Below are 16,326 nucleotides of genomic sequence, written 5' to 3'. Positions count from 1 at the left end.
AGGGGCAGGACGCCGCGATGGGAAAGCGGAAGCGGGCACCGGTCGACCCGAACGTGGCCGCGTTCGAAGCCGCCTGGCGAACATTGACCGGCCACCCGATGTTCGCTCCACTGCTCGGTTTCCAGGTCGGCCCGTGGCGGCGCGCCGGAGCGCAGGCCGTGCTGGTCGACGCCGGTCCGCTCGCGGCGGCCGGCGCGATCGCCGTGGTCGACGCGCGTGGGAAGATCCGGGCCAGCAAGGCGCACCGGCTGGACGAGGAGCAGTGGACCTGGGTGCTGGCTCACTGCCTGCTGCACCTCGGCTTCGGCCACCTCGCTCCGGACCGCTACGCCGCCGACCGGGCGTACGCCGACGTGGCCTGCCTCGCGGTCACCCGGTTCCAGCGGGCGGTCAAGCTCGGCACCGAGCCGTCGCCGCTGCCGGCCGAGCTGCCGACCGTCGACGAGCAGGCGCTGCTGCGGCAGTGGCGACAGGCCGGCACACCGGCCGAGTACGCCGGCTGTGGCACCGGCGGCCACGGACCGGACCTGATCCCACCGTACGAGATCGCCAACTCGAACCGCCTCGGCGTGCCGGACTGGCCGGCCCAGTTCGCGGTCGGCCTGTCGGCCGCGGCGACGGCGGCCGTGGACGTCGCCGGTGGTGCCCGTACCTCGCTGACCGATCCGGCCAGCCGCCGCCAGCCGTGGCGCCTGGCGATGAGCTGGTTCCTGTCGTCGTACCCGTTGCTGGGTGCGCTGGCGGCACGGTTCACCCTGGTCGCCGACGCCGAGCTGGCGCGGGGCTGGGACATCACGATCGCCGCCGTGTCCCCGGCCGCCGCGGAGATCTACCTCAACCCGCTGCAGCAGTTGTCGGCCACGCAGTGGCGGTTCGTGCTGGCACACGAGATGCTGCACGCCGCGCTGCGTCACGGTGACCGGGTCGGTGGCCGTGATCCGTACCTGTGGAACGTGGCGGCGGACTACGTCATCAACGGCTGGCTGATCGAGATGGGCATCGGTGAACCGCCGGACGGGCTGCTGTACGACCCTCAGCTGGCCGGTATGTCGGCCGAGGCGGTCTACGACCAGATCGCCACGGATCTGCGCCGGCTGCGCAAACTCGCCACCCTGCGGGGCACCGGTCTCGGTGATCTGCTCGGCGAGCCCTTGCCGGTCGGCGGCACACCCGGTCACGGGGTCGACCTGGACGACTTCTACCGGCGGGCGCTGCTGACCGGCTACGCGTACCACCTGCGGGCAGGTCGGGGCCACCTGCCGGCCGGGCTCGTCGCCGAGATCCGGGTGCTGGAACAGCCGCCGCTGCCGTGGGACGCCCGGCTGGCCCGCTGGTTCGACGAGTACGTGCCATCGCCGCAGCGGGTCCGCTCGTACGCCCGCCCCTCCCGCCGGCAGGCCAGCACGCCGGAAATCCCGCGACCGGGCTGGCGGTGGCCGGACGAGCCCGCATCCCGCTGGACCTTCGGCGTGGTGCTGGACACCTCCGGTTCGATGAACCACGAACTGCTGGGCAAGGCGCTTGGCGCGATCGCCTCCTACGCCACCGCCCGGGACGTGCCCGCCGCCCGGGTGGTGTTCTGCGACGCCCATCCCTACGACGCCGGATACCTGCCGGTGGACCAGATCGCCGGCCGGGTGCGGGTGCGGGGCCGGGGCGGCACCGTGCTCCAGCCCGGCGTCCGGCTGCTGGAGGCCGCCGCTGACTTTCCCGCCGCGGCACCGATCCTGGTCATCACCGACGGGTACTGCGACGTGGTGCGCGTCCGCCGTGAACACGCCTTTCTCGTGCCGCAGGCCGCCCGGCTGCCGTTCACTCCGCGCGGCCCGGTCTTCCGGCTACGGTGAGGGCACCGGGGTCAGCCGCTGCGGACGTCCATCCGCTACCTACGGTTCATCGTACGGAACCGCAGTATACCGGTCGGCGTCGCCAGCGCACGTCAACGGAGGCGCAGTCCGGCGACGAGGAGACCGACCAGGCGGCGGGCATCGTAGCGGGGATCGCTGTCGGCACCGACACAGAGGTTGCCGACGCCGCGTAGCAGCTGGTAGGCGTCGATGTCGGGACGGATCTCGCTGGCGGCGGCAGCGGCGTCGAGTAGTCGGGTGCACACGGGGACCAGCCGGCCGAGGAAGTAGTCGTGCAGCGTCTGGAAGGCGGCGGCGTCGGACTGCAACGCCCCGGCCAGGCCGTGCTTGGTGACCAGGAAGTCGACGAACAGGTCGATCCACCGGGCCAGGGCGGTGTGCGCCGTGTCGCTGCCGGCCAGCAGGGTCTGGCCGGCAGCGGCGCAGGCTTCGACCTGGTGCCGGAAGACGGCGACGATCAGGTCCGACCGGGTGGGGAAGTGGCGGTAGATCGTGCCGACGCCGACGCCGGCCCTGGCGGCGATGTCGCGTACGGGCACATCGACGCCGGACGCGACGAACGCCGCTGCGGCGGCGTCCAGCAGTGCCTGCTCGTTGCGCCGGGCGTCGGCCCGCTGCTTGCGTGGCTGAGCCGACCGGGCCGGCTGCCCTTGTCCGCTGTCGTTGCTGTCGCTGCCAGCGCTGGTGTCGACCACGCGCGGTTACCTCCGTCACTCCGGTTGGCAAACGGAACACGGTTCCGTATTGTTTTAGCGGAACGTTGATCCGGTTTTCGTCAGCGTGCCAGACCAGCCGACCCCGCTCAAGGAGAAACAGCCATGCAGTACCGCACCCTCGGCCGCACCGGCGTGCAGGTCAGCGCCCTCGCGCTCGGCGCGATGAACTTCGGCGCGATCGGTGACACCAGCCAGGACGAAGCCACCGCTATCGTCGACGCTGCGCTCGACGCCGGGATCAACCTCGTCGACACCGCCGACTGGTACAGCCAGGGCCAGTCCGAGGAGATGGTCGGCAAGGCCATCGCCGGCCGCCGCGACGACGTCGTGCTCGCCACCAAGGCCAACATGCCGATGAGTGACGAGCGCAACCACCAGGGCAGCTCGCGTCGCTGGCTGGTCACCGCGCTGGACGACAGCCTGCGCCGGCTGGGCGTCGATCACGTCGACCTCTTCCAGATCCACCGCTGGGATCCGGCGACCAGCGACGAGGAGACCCTGTCGGCGCTGAGTGACCTGCAGCGGGCCGGCAAGATCCGCTACTTCGGCTCGTCGACCTTCCCTGCCTATCGGATCGTGCAGGCACAGTGGGCCGCCCGGGAAAACAGGACCAGCCGGTACGTCACCGAGCAGCCCGCGTACTCGATCCTGCAGCGCGGCATCGAAGCCCACGTCCTGCCGGCGACCCAGGAGTACGGCATGGGCGTGCTCGCCTGGAGCCCGCTCGCCTCGGGCTGGCTGTCCGGCGCGATCCGCGCCGGCCGCGAGATCAGCACCAACCGGTCCGGCAAGATGCCTCAGCGGTACGACCTGAGCGTGCCCGCCAACCGGACCAAGCTCGACGCGGTCGAGCGCCTGGCCACCGTCGCCGACCAGGCTGGCCTGACCATGATCCAACTCGCGCTCGGCTTCGTCACCGCGCATCCCGGGGTGACCAGCGCGATCATCGGCCCGCGCACCGTGGAGCACCTGCGGTCGCAACTGGCCGCCGCGGACACCGTGCTGACCGCCGACGTGCTCGACGCCGTCGACGCGATCGTCGCCCCCGGTGTCGACCTGGCGCCGCACGAGAAGCACGACACCCCGCCCGCCCTGCTCGACCCGGCGCTACGCCGCCGCTGACCCGTACCGTCCGAAGGGACCTCATGTCGCTGACACCCCGACCCAGCTTCGGGATCATGACCGCGCCGTCGCAGGTCGACTACCACGACGTGCTGCGGGTCTGGCGCGAGGCGGACACGATCCCGGCGATCGAGCACGCCTGGCTGTACGACCATTTCAAGCCGATCGGCGGTGATCCGGGCGGGCCGACGTACGAGGGCTGGACCCTGCTCGCCGCGCTCGCCGCGCAGACCCGGCGGCTGCGCCTCGGCCTGCTGGTGACCAGCAACCGCTTTCGGCCGCCCGCCGTGCTCGCCAAGATCGCCGCGGTCGCTGGCTTGGCGGTGAAGGTGTAGGGCCTGCTCGTAGCTGGTCAGAGCCTGCCGGGGTTGCCCGGTGGAGGACCGGGCCCAGCCCAGGTCGTACAAGGCGCCGGCGTCCGGGCCGAGTGTCAGGGTCGCGGTCGACAGGGCCGCGACGTCGGCGAACCGGGACGTACGCAGCCACACCCTCGCCACCCACCGCCCGACGTCACGAGCGATCGTCGGCTCCCTGCCGGCCACCGCGAGCCGGTGCACCTCCACCAACTGGGCGACGGTTGCAGCCGGTCCGCCGCGAGCCACAGATTCCGGTTTTCTGCCCTGCCCGCTGCCGACATCTGGGCTTGGACCACTCGTCAACCTGGCACCTTCCCCTGCCTCGGCGCGGTCGATCAGCTCGACGGCGTACCGCATGTGCCCTGGAGTGACGCCGGTATGCACAGCGAACCGCATCGATTATCGACGATGATTGTCGGCGGTTGGTCAGCAACCGAGCGGGTTTCCACGCGGATTCCGCCGGGCCGCTGTGGATCCGAGTTCACGGGTGTCGGCGCTTCTGGATAGCGACGGGGCATTCGGACTACTGTCTGGGTCGTAGGACGGGCAGCCAGCGACGCGTCGCGATCGGGCGGAGCGACACACCAGGGGTACTGTCTGATGCGGTGGCGGGCGCGTAGCGCGCACACGACTGTCACCGGTCGTCCTCTGCCTGGGGTGGTGGTGAACGGTTATGTCACGAATCGTCGATCCACGTCTGCCAGCGACGTTACGGGCTCTCCGGGAGCAGGCTGGACTGTCACTCCGCGATCTTGCGAAACGCGCCTACTCCAGTCGGTCGCATCTGCATGACCTTGAGCAAGGCCGCAAGGCGCCACCGTCAGAATTGATCGCTCGGCTTGATGAAGCGCTACAGGCCGGCGGACACCTTATCGCGATGGTGCGCGAGGATCCAGCCGGTTTGTCCGGCGAGGAACAGCAGAGACTCCGTGCTGCCATCGCCCAGCCGCGTCGGATCGATGCGGGCACAGTCGACTCACTTACAGCGGTGCTTGCTCATCAGCGTCGGCTCGAAGATGTCGTTGGATCGGCGGCGGTGGTCAAGCCGGTGCTCGCACAACTGTCAGCCATCGAGCAGCTCGTGAACGGGGCCCGGCACGACAAGCACTGGCTGCGGCTCGTTGACGTTGCCGGTCAGTGGGCTCAGTTCGGCGGTTGGCTGGCCGCGACCACTGGCGACCACGCCGCCGGTCGCGCTTGGTACGTCCGAGCCATGGAGTGGGCGACGGAATCAGGAAATCCGCACCTCACGGCCACCGTACTGAGTATGCGCGGACACCTGGCGTGGGTCTGCGGCGAAACCGCCGCGATGGTGGAACTCTCGCGCGCCGCCGCGTGGCAACCGGCCAGCCCGGGAGTGCACGCGCTCGCGACCCAGCAGGAGGCGCGTGGACTGGCAATCCTGGGCGACGCCGAAGGTACCGATCGGCAGCTTGACCATGCCGAAGAGCTAGCGATTAGGGCTGCCGACGCGCGAGATCGAGAGCCCGGCTGGTTGTACTTCTACGATCCCACCTTCTTCTCGCTGCAGCGTGGCCTGGCACAGCAGTACCTGCGCCGGTTCGACCTGGCAGCCGACCTGCTCACGGACGGCCTTGATCAGCTCTCGGATGAGGTTCGCCGATCAGACTGGATCGGCTGGTACGTGTGCCAGCTGGCTTCGACTCATTTTTCTGCGGGTGATCGTGACATAGCGGCATCGTGGATCGCGGAGGCGCGAGAGATCGCCGACTCGACTGGGGCGAGGCGCCTCGCCGGGGAAGTTGCGCAGGTCGAGCGGGAGATCGATTGCTGACCGCTGTCCGCCGGTCTGCGGACGCCGGTCAGACGCCCACACTGTAGACCGTCACCGCACACGGCAGGCAGGCTGCCTGCAGAGGTTGCGCCGTCGCCTCCCGTATCGGGGCTGTGACTCCGGCGGCTGCGCGGCCTCGCATCAGCTGGGCCCGACGCCGTACCCCGTGATCGCCCTTTTCGCGCGTCGGGCCCGCCCGCTGGGCGGCGGCCTCGGGGTCGACGTGGAGAGCCACCTCGGGGTCGCCGCCCGCCAACTCTCGTTGAGGGGGCCGTCGTGCTCGGCAAGTGGTTTCAGCGTGCGGACCTGCCGGTGGATGTGGTGTATCCGGTGCCAGGTCGGCGGCAGTACGCGCAATGGAGCGCACCGCCGCCGGATCGGCGGCCGGCGACCCGGACGGACCGCGCCCAGCGGCGCGGCGGTAACGCCGGCCGGCACTTCCTGCCGTGACCCTGCGGCGGGTCGCGGCCGGCGGTGGGGAGCCGGTGCATGAGCCCGTGCGTCCCTCCTGGTCGTGCGCGGTGTGCCCGGAGGGGACGCCATGGCCGTGTCCGCCGGGTCGGGTCCAGTTGGCGGAGGCATACGTCGGAGAGCCGGTGGCGCTGTCGGTCGACGTCGGTGAGCTGCTGCCCATCGCCGCAGAGGAAGCCGGCATCGCCGATCCGGCCGAGTTGTACGAACGGTTCGTCTGCTGGACGTGGGTCGGAGTCGATCGCCGATGAGCGTGGCGATCGGGCGTCGGGTTGCCCTGTGGCGGGTCCGGCGACGGATGACCCAGCAGGTGTTCGCCGACCGGATCGGCCGGTCGAAAAGCTGGGTGGAGAAGGTCGAGCGCGGGGTCCGGACCCTGGACCGGTTCTCGGTGATCTGCGCGGTCGCCGACGTGCTGCGGGTCGACCCGGCGGAGCTGCTCGGCGGCGACCGCCGATCGGAGACCGGCACCGCGACACCCGGTGTCGACGCGGTCCGGACGGCGCTGGCCCGCTACGACGTCTTCACCGCCGTCGACAGCGCACCGACACGGGCAGTCGCTGCGTGGCCTGGGCCAGAGCCGGCTGGCGATGATGGCGACGATCGCCGCCGCCGGCCGGCTCGCCGCACCGGCCGACGCGGCCGATGGCGCCGACGCCGCAGGCAGGGCCGGCGCGGCCGATGCGGTCGCGTCCGCAGACCTCCGTTCGGTGTACGGGACGCTGCTGCTGGAGGCCGGCCTGGCTGCTGCCGGCTGCGGCGACACCGCAGGGGTGACCGACCTGATCGGGCAGGCCGGCGCCCTCGCCGGGCAGGTGGGCGACGGCCAGGACCACCAGCAGCTGAGCTTCGGTCCGGCTGCTGTCGAGTGTGCCCGCGTGACGGCGGCCGTGGAACTCGGCGACGCCGCCGACGCCGTCCGGCGGCACACGACGATCATCCGGCGCGGCGGCTGGCTGCGGCTGCCGGTCGAGCACCGGGCGGCGTACCTGGTGGACGCCGCGCGGGCGTACCTCGACCTCGGTGACCTGGTCGCGGCGGGACGGTGGCTGGTCGAGGCGCACCGCGTCGCACCGGCTGAGATCCGCTGCCGGCCCGCCGCCCGTACCGTCATCGGTGAGGTCGCCCGGCGCGGGCCGCAGGTCGCCGGAGTGGCCCGGCTGGCGACGGCGCTCGGCCTGGCCCGTTGACCGGGCGGGATCGGGTTCATCAACTCGCGCGAGGATCCGTACGGCTGCGACGACCGTCGGGGACGTGCCATGTTCGACCGGCTTGGCGGCACTCAGATCGTGCGCGACGACGGGGACCCGGCCTCATGTGACCGCCAGCGGACGACACCGGCATGTATCAGCACCAGCGGCAGCACGCCCACCGGGTACCAGACCAGGTCGGCGGCGTCGAACCGGACGCCCAGGACCAGCCGCGCCGCCAGGCTGCGTCCGGACAGCTCCGCAGGTAAGCCGGTCAGCTGCAGCAACTCGACGAGCCAGCAGAAGGCGACGGCGAGCGTCCCGGCCACCACCGGTCGGGCACGGGGAGCCAGGACGAAAACCCCCGCGTAGACCATGGACGCGTACAGGGCGGTACCGGAATGCTGCCGCAGCGCGCCGGAACTGTCCAGGACGCCGTCACCCTGGGTCAGCACCCGGATGCCGAGCGCCGTCGCAAGGAAGCCGCCCGCGGCGGCCAGACCCGCCAGCCGCACCCGCCACCCCTGAACCGCCACGGTGGCGACCCTAGACGTACGGGCGGGATGCCACCTTCCCGCCCGTACCGTCGTCCAGCCGCGTGTTGTCAGCCGCAAGTATCAGCCGCAAGTATCAGCCGCGTCGGGTCCCCCGGCGGCGCGCCACCGGCACGGCGAGCGCCAGCCCGGCCCCGACGAGGACGCCGAGCCAGGCGGGCCACCACCGCCACCAGCCGGCGCCGACCGAGGGCGACCCGTCGGACTCCGCCGGGGGCGCGGCCGCCACCGGCGGCGACTGGGCCGGCGCGGCCCGCACGTCAACGGTCGCCGTACCGGCGTACGGCGCCGGCGCGGTGACCGTCACCCGCCAGGCGCCAGGGGTCAGCACCGGGCCGCTGGCGTAGAAACCCTTGCCCTCACCGGCCGGTTCCAGTTGCAGCGGCCCGACGATCCGTCCGTCCTGCGCGGTCGCGGTGAGCACCAGACGGATCACCGTATCCAGCTGGTGCCCGTCGGTGTGGGTGGCCTGCACGGTGACGCCGGTGGCACCGTCGCCGGCCACCGTGAGATCGAGATTGCGGTCGTGCGCCGCCGCCGGAGCGGCCGCCACCACGGCCGTCACCACGGCCGACAGCAGCCCGACCAGGACGGCAGCCACCGCCCGGATACCACGGCCCATCAGAGTGTTCCTTCCTCGTCGACGGTCGCGACTTCCTCATCGGGTCGCGCCCTGTCGGCAGGTCGCGGCCCTGTCGAACGGACGGGGCATGCAACGGCCGGGGCCCTGTCCCGCCCCAGCCTGGGACGGGACAGGGCCACGAACCGTCAGAGTTGCTCGTCCGGACCGATCCGGGTGGGATCCTCGGCCAACCGGCCGGCACCGGTGACCGGCTTGCCGCCGTTCGCCGCCACCCCGGCCGCGCTCGCCGTGCCGCCGAGCCGTTCGATCATGGCGTCGGCGTCGCGGATCAGCGTGTCCCGCACGTCGGTGTCGGTGACCAGCTCCGGGTCGTCGGCGAGTGCCTTGAACGCGGTCAGCTGCTGGATCGCCCGCTTGTCGTTGCCCTCCGCCTCCGACAGCCGGACCGCGCCCAGCTTGTTGGACAGCTTGCGGTGGGCCTTGTTGGACAGTCGACCGGTCGACCTGAACCTGTCGATCAGGTTCTGCATGTCCCGGAACGACGTGGTGACGAAGAACCGGACCGTCGAGGTGGTGCTGTTGCCCGCCTGGTCGGTCGCGGTCACGGTCAGCTCGTGCAGGCCGAGCGGCAGGTCGTACATCACCTGCAGGGTGTCGTTGCCGTACGGCTGGCCGTCCAGCGTGCCGACCACCGTCGCGATGCCGGAGGTCGGGTCGACCGCCTGCCACGACACCCGTACGTCCTGGCTGTCGCCGTAGAGCTGGCCGTCGGCCAGCCCGGAGACCAGCAGGGTCGGCCTGGTGCCGTCGATCTTCACCACGGCCGACTTGAGCGCCTCGACGGTGCCGGCGACGTCGGTAGCCCGGTAGAGCAGCTCGTGGCTGCCGTCCCCGGCCACCGGCACCGGCTCGGTGTACGGCGTCCAGCTTCCGCCGTCGAGCGACCACTCCAGCAGCTCGACCCCGGAGCCGGCGTCGGTGGCGGAGAGCACCACCGGGATGGTGCCGTCGTGCCAGCCGTTGTCGTTCGCCGGGGCGAACTCCGCCGAGCTGACCGGTGCCGTACCGTCGATCTGGATGGTGACCGACCTGGTCTGCTCGACGTTGCCGGCCTCGTCGGTGGACCGGAACCGCAGCTCGTGGCTGCCGTCGCCGCTCACCGGCACCGGCTCGGCGTACGCCGTCCACCCGGTCTCGTCGTCGAGGGAGTACTCGGTGCCGGCGACCCCGCTGCCACCGTCTTCGTCGGCGGCGGTCAGGGTGACCGTGACCGGCCCGGGGTACCAGCCCTCGACCGGCTCACCGGTTCCGGAGACCGCCGTGGCGGTCACCGGCGCGGTGGTGTCCTCCTCCGACACCTCGGTGGTCAACCGGAAGTAGTCGAACGAGGCGGTCTTCGACGCCGTCTGGTTGGCGCCGAGGGTGAACAGCCCGACCTTCGGGTTGGCCCCGACGGCCGCGTTGGTCAGCGGCTCGAACTCGGTCCAGTCGTCGGTGCCGTCGGCCGAGTACGCGGCGGTGTAGGTGTCACCGACGCGGGTCAGCCGCAGCTGCCACACGGCCGAGGTCAGCTCGGTGACCTGCGGCTGCGGGTTCTGCACCGCCGCGTCGATCTCGCTGCGGTACTCGATGCGCCGGCTGACCGGCTGGCCGACCGTGTTGTCGGCGATGAAGTCGAACTTCAGGTAGTTGTCGTCATCGGCGTACACGAGCAGCCCGGCCTGCTGGTACTGCTCGTCCAGCAGGCTGCCGTCGACCTTCGTCTGCAGGGTCCAGTCGCCGTCCGGCGCGGTCTGCAGGATGAAGTTCGTCGGCCCGGAGTTGTCCGTACCGTAGATGTCACCGTTCGGTACGTCGATGTGCAGCGATCCGTCGACGACCCGGTACGCGGCCGCGTCCTCGCGGACGACGGCGTCCCAGCGGCAGGCGTCCAGCGTGCCGCCGTCGAACTCGTCGGACGGCTCGACCGGTCCGGCCGGGGTGTCCGGCGTGAACTGGAACCAGTCGAAGACCGCGTCCACCACCGGTGCTTCGGTCCCGCCGTTGAGCGCGAACACGCCGACCTGCGGGTCGGTGATGCCGGCCAGGGCGGCCTGGCGGCCGACCGGGGTGAAGGTCTGCCCGTCGGCCGAGTACGCCGCGGTCAGGTTCGTCCCGTCGCTGGTCAGCCGCAGGTAGATGGTGTCACCGGCGGGTGCGTCGGTGGCGTCGGCGCCCTCGTTGCGCGGGGTGCCGGCGGTTTCCCGGATGAACTCCACCCGGCGGCTGCCGGAGTAGAGCACGTCCAGTTTGGCGTAGTTGTCGTCGTCGCCGTAGACCAGCAGGCCGGCCTGCTGGTAGTTGGCGCTGGTCGGCAAGGTGACCTTGGTGATGGCCTGCCAGGCACCGTCCGGCGTCGGCTGCAGGACCAGGTTGGTGGCGTCGTTGCGGTCGCCGTACAGGTCGCCCACGCCGGTGGGCAGCCGCAGCGCCCCGTCGACCACCGAGTACAGCTGGTTCTCCCGGACCACCGTCGGCCAACGGTCCCGGTCCAGGGTGTCACCGAGGAAGTCGTCCGAGCGGGCCCCGAAGCAGGACGTGTTCGGCGCGTCGACCCGTACCGACACGTACGCCGACGCGCGTGCGCCCCGGGCGTCGGTCACCACCAGGGTGGCGACGAAGGTGCCCGGTGCGGTGTACGTGTGGCTGGCGTCCAGGGTGCCTGCCGTGCCGCCGTCGCCGAAGTCCCAGGCGTACGTCAACGGGGTGTCGCCCTCGGCGTCGGCGGCCGTGCCGTCGAACGCCACGGTGAGCGGCGCGGTGCCGGTGACCGGCGTCGCGGTGACGCTGACCTGTGGCGGCGCGTTCTCGGTGACACCGCGGCCGAGGAAGTCCATCCAGTTGACGTTGAACAGCGACCCGCTGCCACCGCCCGGGTCCCGGGAGACGAAGTACAGCGTCGTGGCGTCGGCACCGCCGCCGACCGACGTGGTGACGTCGGTCCACGACTGCCAGTCACCGGTGCCCGGTACGTCGACCGAGGCGACCAGCGCACCGTCGACCGCGTCGGCGCGTACCTCGATCCGGCCACCGGCCGTCGCCGACGCGACCCGGAACCGGATCGAGTCGATGTTGGTCAGGTTCGCCGGGTCGACCGACCACCAGTCGCCGTCCTCGATGAAGCCGATGTTGTCGCCGCCGCCGGCCGGGTCGCTGGTGGCCTCCACCTGCACGCCGGGGTCGCCGCCGCCGGTGGCACCGGCCACCCGGCCGGTCGAGCTGAAGTATTCGGCCTGCTTGCGCTTGGGCTGCAGCAGTTCGATCGCCCGGCCGGTCAGCGCCGCCGCGCCGCCGACTCCGCCGTCGTCGGTGTAGGTGGCCTCGAACACGCCGAAGACGTTCGCCTCGGCGCCGTGCCCGGCGGCGAGCTGGGTCTGCACCGTGCCGGAGCAGCCGGTGTGCTGTTCGAGGGGGTGGGCGTGCTCGTCGTGGCCGAGCAGCACCTGCAGCTCCACCCGGTCGCAGTCGATGTCGCCGTCCTCCGGGTCGGTCACGGTGATCGTGTACTCGACCTGGTCACCCCAGTCGAAGAAGCCGCCGGACGGCGGGAACTCGATGGTCACCGTCGGGGCGGTGTTGCCGACCGTCACCGGTACGTTGGCCACCGCCGTCCGGTCGTTGGGGTTGGTGACGGTGAGCTGGGCGGTGTAGTTGCCCGGCTCGGTGTACGTGTGGGTCGGGTCGGCCTCGTCGGAGGTCCCGCCGTCGCCGAACGTCCAGGCGTAGGTCAGTGTGCCGCCGTCCGGATCGCGTGAGCCCGCGCTGGAAAACTGCACGTCAAGCGGTGCCTGCCCGGCGGTCGGGGTGGCACTGGCCTGCGCGATCGGTGCCCGGCTGCCGGCGATGTAGTCGATCCGGTAGACCCCGGAGTCGTCGTTGTTGCCGCCGAACCCGGTACCCCACTCGATCAGGTACATGGCGCCGTCGGGGCCGAACTCGAAGTCCATCGGCCGGATCAGGCTCATCCCGGCGAGCAGTTCGTTGATGTCGACCAGCTCGGTGCCGTCCGCGCTGACCTGCATCGTGTACATCTTGGACTGGTTCCACTCGCCGAACAGCGCCTTGCCGTCGTAGTAGGCCGGCCACTGACGGTCGGAGGCAAGGTCTGCGTCGTATCGGTAGACCGGCCCGCCCATCGGGGCGCCGCCACCGCCGATCTCGGGAAACAGCGGGTTGCCGCCGTAGTCGTAGTCCACCGTCGCCGGGATCGCCGGCGGCAGCTGGGTCAGGCCGGTGTTGTTGGGGGAGTCGTTGACCGGTGCGGAGCAGTCGAACGGCGCTCCGCTCGGTCCGGACGGGAACTGGTAGTCGTTGTACGCGTAGTTCGCCCCGGTGCAGTACGGCCAGCCGTAGTTGCCGGGGGTGTCGACGATGTTCCACTCCACGGTGCCCTCCGGGCCCCGGTTGGGGTTGGCCGCGCCGGCGTCCGGGCCGTAGTCGGCCACGTACAGCACGTCGGTGGCGGGGTCGACGCCGATCCGGAACGGGTTGCGGAAACCCATCGCGTAGATCTCCGGGCGGGTCTGCGCGGTGCCCGGCGGGAACAGGTTGCCCGGCGGGACGGTGTAGGTCCCGTCGTCCTCCGGGTGGACGCGGATCACCTTGCCGCGCAGGTCGTTGGTGTTGCCGGAGCTGCGCTGCGCGTCGTAGTCCTGCCGGCCGGGGCGCTCGTCGATCGGAGTGAACGCGTCGGACTCGAACGGGTTGGTGTTGTCCCCGGTCGCCAGGTAGAGGTTGCCGGCGCTGTCGAAGGTCATACTGCCGCCGGCGTGGCAGCAGGTGTTGCGCTGTGTGTCGACCTGCAGCACGACCCGCTCGCTGGCCGGGTCGATGGTGTCACCGGCGACGGTGAATCTCGACAGCAGGTTGCGGGCCACGCCGTCGTTGCGGGCGTAGTAGAGGTACACCCAGCCGTTGTCGACGAAGTCCGGGTCGAGCCGGATGCCGATCAGGCCGTCCTCGTTGCCGGTGAACACGTCCAGGTCGATCGCGGTGACCGTGTTGCCGGTGTCCGGCTTGACGATCTGCACCCGGCCGTCGCGTTCGATGTAGAACACCCGGCCGTCCGCCGCGACGTCCAGCTCCATCGGGTTGCTGGTGTTGCTGTCCAGGGTGACCTTCTCGAAGCTCTCGGTCAGCGAGGCCCGGCAGTCGGCGTCGATCACGCCGGCGGCCGTCTGGATGCCGCCGAGCAGGTGCGCCAGGAACTCCGGCTCGGCGAACGACTCGTCGGTGTGGCCGCCGCCGGTGTACCAGGACCGGCCGCCGTCGAAGTCGTGGCACCAGGCGATCGGGTGGTCGTGGCCCATCGCCCCGGCACCCGCGGTGTAGCTGTCCTCGTCCAGGCTGGCCAGCACGTGTACGCCGCCGCGCGGATTGGACTGGAAGTTGTACCACTCGTCGTAGCGGGACCACTGCGTCGGCAGGCCGCCGGTGGCCGGATGCGCGTGGTCCTCCACTGTGACGGTGGCCTGCTGGCTGGCCGGGTGGCTGGCGAAGTAGGCGCCGACCAGGTCGCCGTACCAGGCCCAGCTGTACTCGGTGTCGGAGGCGGCGTGGATGCCGGCGTACCCGCCGCCGGCCTGGATGTAGCGCTCGAACGCGGCCTGCTGGTCGGCGTCGAGGACGTCGCCGGTGGTGGAGAGCCAGATCACCGCCCGGTAGTTGGCCAGGTTCTCGTCGGTGAAGGCGGCACCGTCCTCGGTGGCGTCGACGGTGAAGCCGTTGTCGGCGCCGAGTTGCTCGATGGCCGCGATGCCGGCCGGGATGGAGCCGTGCCGGAAGCCGGCGGTCTTGGAGAAGACCAGCACCGAGTACGGCTCATCGGCCGCGGCCTGAGCTCCCTCGGCCTCGGCGTCGGCCACCTCGACAGCGGCCCCGGCACCCGGTTGCGGCTGGTCGACCGGGTTGCCCGGGGTGCCGGGAGCCGCCTGCGCGGCCGGCGCGGCGAGCATGACAGTGGACAAAAGGGTTAACGAAAGAAGGGCAGCAGTGAACGGGCCACGCGGAACGTGGCGTCGGCGGGTTCGGGACACCTGGTCTCCTCGTCCTGTCGAACGTCGATTCCCGGGCCAACCCGCCGATGGCCGCCCGGTCCAGCCGACGAGCGCGCTGCCACTACCCGCTCGCCGGTTTTGTTAAGCCGTTGTACAAATTAGGGACTGCCAGGGTTGTTTCCGGCAAGGGTTCGACATGTAACGGTTTCATAAACCGGTGGAACCTGAGCGTTGCCGGCAGGCTCAGTCCAGGAACAGGCCGGGCACCTTGGCCAGCGCGACGAAGCGGATCGACCGGCCGACGAAGCACACGACGGTGAAGACCACACCGGGCATCCGGGTGCCGCCGGCCACCACGCTGGTCACCAGCAACGGCGGTACGCCGACCACCGCGCTGACGAACAACGTGGGCGCGACGAAGGCCGGTTCGTACAGCCGGCGGTGTTCCCTGGCCAGCCACTTCGACCAGCCGGCGAGCCTGCTGCGGGCCCGCTCCGGCAGTCGGTCCGCGGCCCGGTGCGCCAGCCGGAGTACCCGCCCCGGGGTCTCCCGCCCGTCCCCTTTCCGGGTCGCGGTCCGCTTGGCCAGCCACTTGTTGACCCGGGGCGAGCGGATCACGCCGCGCGCCGCGAGGAACATGCCCAGCTTGGGAATCGTCTGCCCGGCCGCCGCGGCGACGCCGAGTGCCACCGGATCGTACGTCGACGTCGCGGTCAGCGCGACCAGGTACGGCTCGATGGGCGTCACCGGCAGCACCGCCGACAGCGCACCCATCGCGAAGGTGGCGACGATCGCCGCGATCACGACGTAGCGGCTCGCACGCCGGAAACCTCGGCACCCGGTGCGCCGGCGGGCGGGATCCGGGCGGGCGGGATCCGGGCGACGGCGACCAGCGAGGCGATCTTCACCGTGGTCACCGCCAACGCGAACACCACCGGATAGATCGGCGACGGAGCGATCACCACCAGGATCACCAGGCCGCCGGTGTTCACCGCCTTGGCCAACGGCGACCAGTTGAACCGGAAGACCTGCTTGTGGATCAGGTAGAAGTAATTGGGGCTGAGCACCGGCCAACGCAGAAACGCGAGGCTGAGCAGCAGATCCACCAGCACGAACTGGACGACGAAGATGCCCAGCGGCAGCGCCATCGACGGCAGCAGCGGGACCAGGGCGGCGGCGGCGACCACCGAGCACACCCGGTCACAGACGATGTCGTACACCGCGCCGAACCGGGTCTCCTGGCGCATCCGCCGGGCGACCAGGCCGTCGAGCATGTCGCCGATCCAGTAGCAGGCGATCGCGGCGCCGGTCAGCGCGGCACTGCCGGTGACGATGGCCGGTACGCCGAGACAGACGGCGACGACGGTCCGGATCGTGGTGATCAGATTCGGTACGTTGGCGATGCCGCCCTCGGTGCCGTCCACCCAGCCGTGCGGTGTGCCGTCCACCCGGCCGTGCGGTGACGGCGCGTCAGCCACCGGCGACGCGTCAGCCGCAGCGTTCTCCGCGCGTGTGCCGCCATCTCCCCGTGCTGAAATGAGGAATCCTACCCTTCCTTGCCACAACCGCCGGTGGGTGAGAACGGGCAGATGCTAGCACGGCAATGGGAATGGTCAGTTCAGCGGAATTCGTACCG

The 16,326-nt window shown here is 71.0% G+C and carries 13 protein-coding genes and 1 pseudogene; 8 read left to right on the top strand and 6 right to left on the bottom strand.

Annotation, left to right across the window (positions count from 1 at the left end; translation table 11 throughout):
• Positions 1-17 precede the first annotated feature (17 nt).
• A complete protein-coding gene (locus tag ACN27F_RS13705; RefSeq protein WP_421433774.1) occupies positions 18-1,847 on the top strand; it encodes a DUF2201 family putative metallopeptidase in 1,830 nt (609 codons plus the stop codon).
• Positions 1,848-1,939: 92 nt separating this feature from the next.
• Here ACN27F_RS13705 and ACN27F_RS13700 read toward each other — a convergent pair whose 3' ends face one another.
• A complete protein-coding gene (locus ACN27F_RS13700; protein WP_421433773.1) occupies positions 1,940-2,563 on the bottom strand; it encodes a TetR/AcrR family transcriptional regulator in 624 nt (207 codons plus the stop codon).
• Positions 2,564-2,686: 123 nt separating this feature from the next.
• Between ACN27F_RS13700 and ACN27F_RS13695 the strand changes: the two genes are divergently transcribed.
• The 7 genes and pseudogenes from ACN27F_RS13695 to ACN27F_RS13665 all read left to right on the top strand — a co-directional run bounded on the left by ACN27F_RS13695 (position 2,687) and on the right by ACN27F_RS13665 (position 7,518).
• Complete coding sequence (locus tag ACN27F_RS13695; protein ID WP_421433772.1) at positions 2,687-3,706, top strand: aldo/keto reductase; 1,020 nt, start codon at positions 2,687-2,689, stop codon at positions 3,704-3,706.
• A gap of 56 nt (positions 3,707-3,762) precedes the next feature.
• Entirely contained in the window at positions 3,763-4,041 is a 279-nt protein-coding gene (locus ACN27F_RS13690) for an LLM class flavin-dependent oxidoreductase (protein WP_421433771.1), read from the top strand.
• Positions 4,042-4,735: 694 nt separating this feature from the next.
• Complete coding sequence (locus tag ACN27F_RS13685) at positions 4,736-5,857, top strand: helix-turn-helix domain-containing protein (RefSeq protein ID WP_421433770.1); 1,122 nt, start codon at positions 4,736-4,738, stop codon at positions 5,855-5,857.
• 276 nt (positions 5,858-6,133) lie between these two features.
• Positions 6,134-6,307: a hypothetical protein gene (locus ACN27F_RS13680; protein ID WP_421433769.1), complete on the top strand. Its 174-nt coding sequence runs from the start codon at positions 6,134-6,136 to the stop codon at positions 6,305-6,307.
• 119 nt (positions 6,308-6,426) lie between these two features.
• The gene (locus ACN27F_RS13675; RefSeq protein WP_421433767.1) at positions 6,427-6,579 is read left to right on the top strand and encodes a hypothetical protein; all 153 of its coding nucleotides are present in this window, start codon (positions 6,427-6,429) and stop codon (positions 6,577-6,579) included.
• A pseudogene (locus ACN27F_RS13670) lies at positions 6,576-6,707 on the top strand (helix-turn-helix domain-containing protein); the annotation flags it as partial. The gene ACN27F_RS13675 and the pseudogene ACN27F_RS13670, both read left to right, overlap by 4 nt.
• Before the next feature lie 211 nt (positions 6,708-6,918).
• Positions 6,919-7,518 carry a hypothetical protein gene (locus ACN27F_RS13665; protein ID WP_421440616.1) on the top strand — a complete coding sequence of 200 codons (600 nt, stop codon included), beginning with the start codon at positions 6,919-6,921 and terminating at the stop codon, positions 7,516-7,518.
• Between the two features lie 92 nt (positions 7,519-7,610).
• On the opposite strand, the gene ACN27F_RS13660 is transcribed toward ACN27F_RS13665, so the two are convergent.
• The 5 genes from ACN27F_RS13660 to ACN27F_RS13640 all read right to left on the bottom strand — a co-directional run bounded on the left by ACN27F_RS13660 (position 7,611) and on the right by ACN27F_RS13640 (position 16,138).
• Positions 7,611-8,054: a DUF2809 domain-containing protein gene (locus ACN27F_RS13660; RefSeq protein WP_421433765.1), complete on the bottom strand. Its 444-nt coding sequence runs from the start codon at positions 8,052-8,054 to the stop codon at positions 7,611-7,613.
• 94 nt (positions 8,055-8,148) lie between these two features.
• The gene (locus tag ACN27F_RS13655) at positions 8,149-8,694 is read right to left on the bottom strand and encodes a hypothetical protein (RefSeq protein WP_421433764.1); all 546 of its coding nucleotides are present in this window, start codon (positions 8,692-8,694) and stop codon (positions 8,149-8,151) included.
• Between the two features lie 146 nt (positions 8,695-8,840).
• The gene (locus ACN27F_RS13650) at positions 8,841-14,660 is read right to left on the bottom strand and encodes a ThuA domain-containing protein (protein WP_421433763.1); all 5,820 of its coding nucleotides are present in this window, start codon (positions 14,658-14,660) and stop codon (positions 8,841-8,843) included.
• Between the two features lie 273 nt (positions 14,661-14,933).
• Positions 14,934-15,494: a hypothetical protein gene (locus ACN27F_RS13645; protein WP_421433762.1), complete on the bottom strand. Its 561-nt coding sequence runs from the start codon at positions 15,492-15,494 to the stop codon at positions 14,934-14,936.
• Positions 15,491-16,138 carry a CDP-alcohol phosphatidyltransferase family protein gene (locus ACN27F_RS13640; protein WP_421440183.1) on the bottom strand — a complete coding sequence of 216 codons (648 nt, stop codon included), beginning with the start codon at positions 16,136-16,138 and terminating at the stop codon, positions 15,491-15,493. The genes ACN27F_RS13645 and ACN27F_RS13640 overlap by 4 nt, the downstream gene beginning before the upstream one ends.
• Positions 16,139-16,326: the final 188 nt, after the last annotated feature.

This window comes from Solwaraspora sp. WMMB335 (assembly GCF_049179075.1).
Lineage (GTDB): Bacteria > Actinomycetota > Actinomycetes > Mycobacteriales > Micromonosporaceae > Micromonospora_E.
This window is presented reverse-complemented; position numbering and strand designations above follow the sequence as displayed.

What these genes read in the sequence shown, in the direction of transcription:
- ACN27F_RS13705 (WP_421433774.1), top strand. Translation starts at nt 18, where the DNA reads ATGGGAAAGCGGAAGCGGGCACCGGTCGACCCGAACGTGGCCGCGTTC.
- ACN27F_RS13695 (WP_421433772.1), top strand. Translation starts at nt 2,687, where the DNA reads ATGCAGTACCGCACCCTCGGCCGCACCGGCGTGCAGGTCAGCGCCCTC.
- ACN27F_RS13690 (WP_421433771.1), top strand. Translation starts at nt 3,763, where the DNA reads ATGACCGCGCCGTCGCAGGTCGACTACCACGACGTGCTGCGGGTCTGG.
- ACN27F_RS13685 (WP_421433770.1), top strand. Translation starts at nt 4,736, where the DNA reads ATGTCACGAATCGTCGATCCACGTCTGCCAGCGACGTTACGGGCTCTC.
- ACN27F_RS13665 (WP_421440616.1), top strand. Translation starts at nt 6,919, where the DNA reads ATGATGGCGACGATCGCCGCCGCCGGCCGGCTCGCCGCACCGGCCGAC.
- ACN27F_RS13655 (WP_421433764.1), bottom strand. Translation starts at nt 8,694, where the DNA reads ATGGGCCGTGGTATCCGGGCGGTGGCTGCCGTCCTGGTCGGGCTGCTG.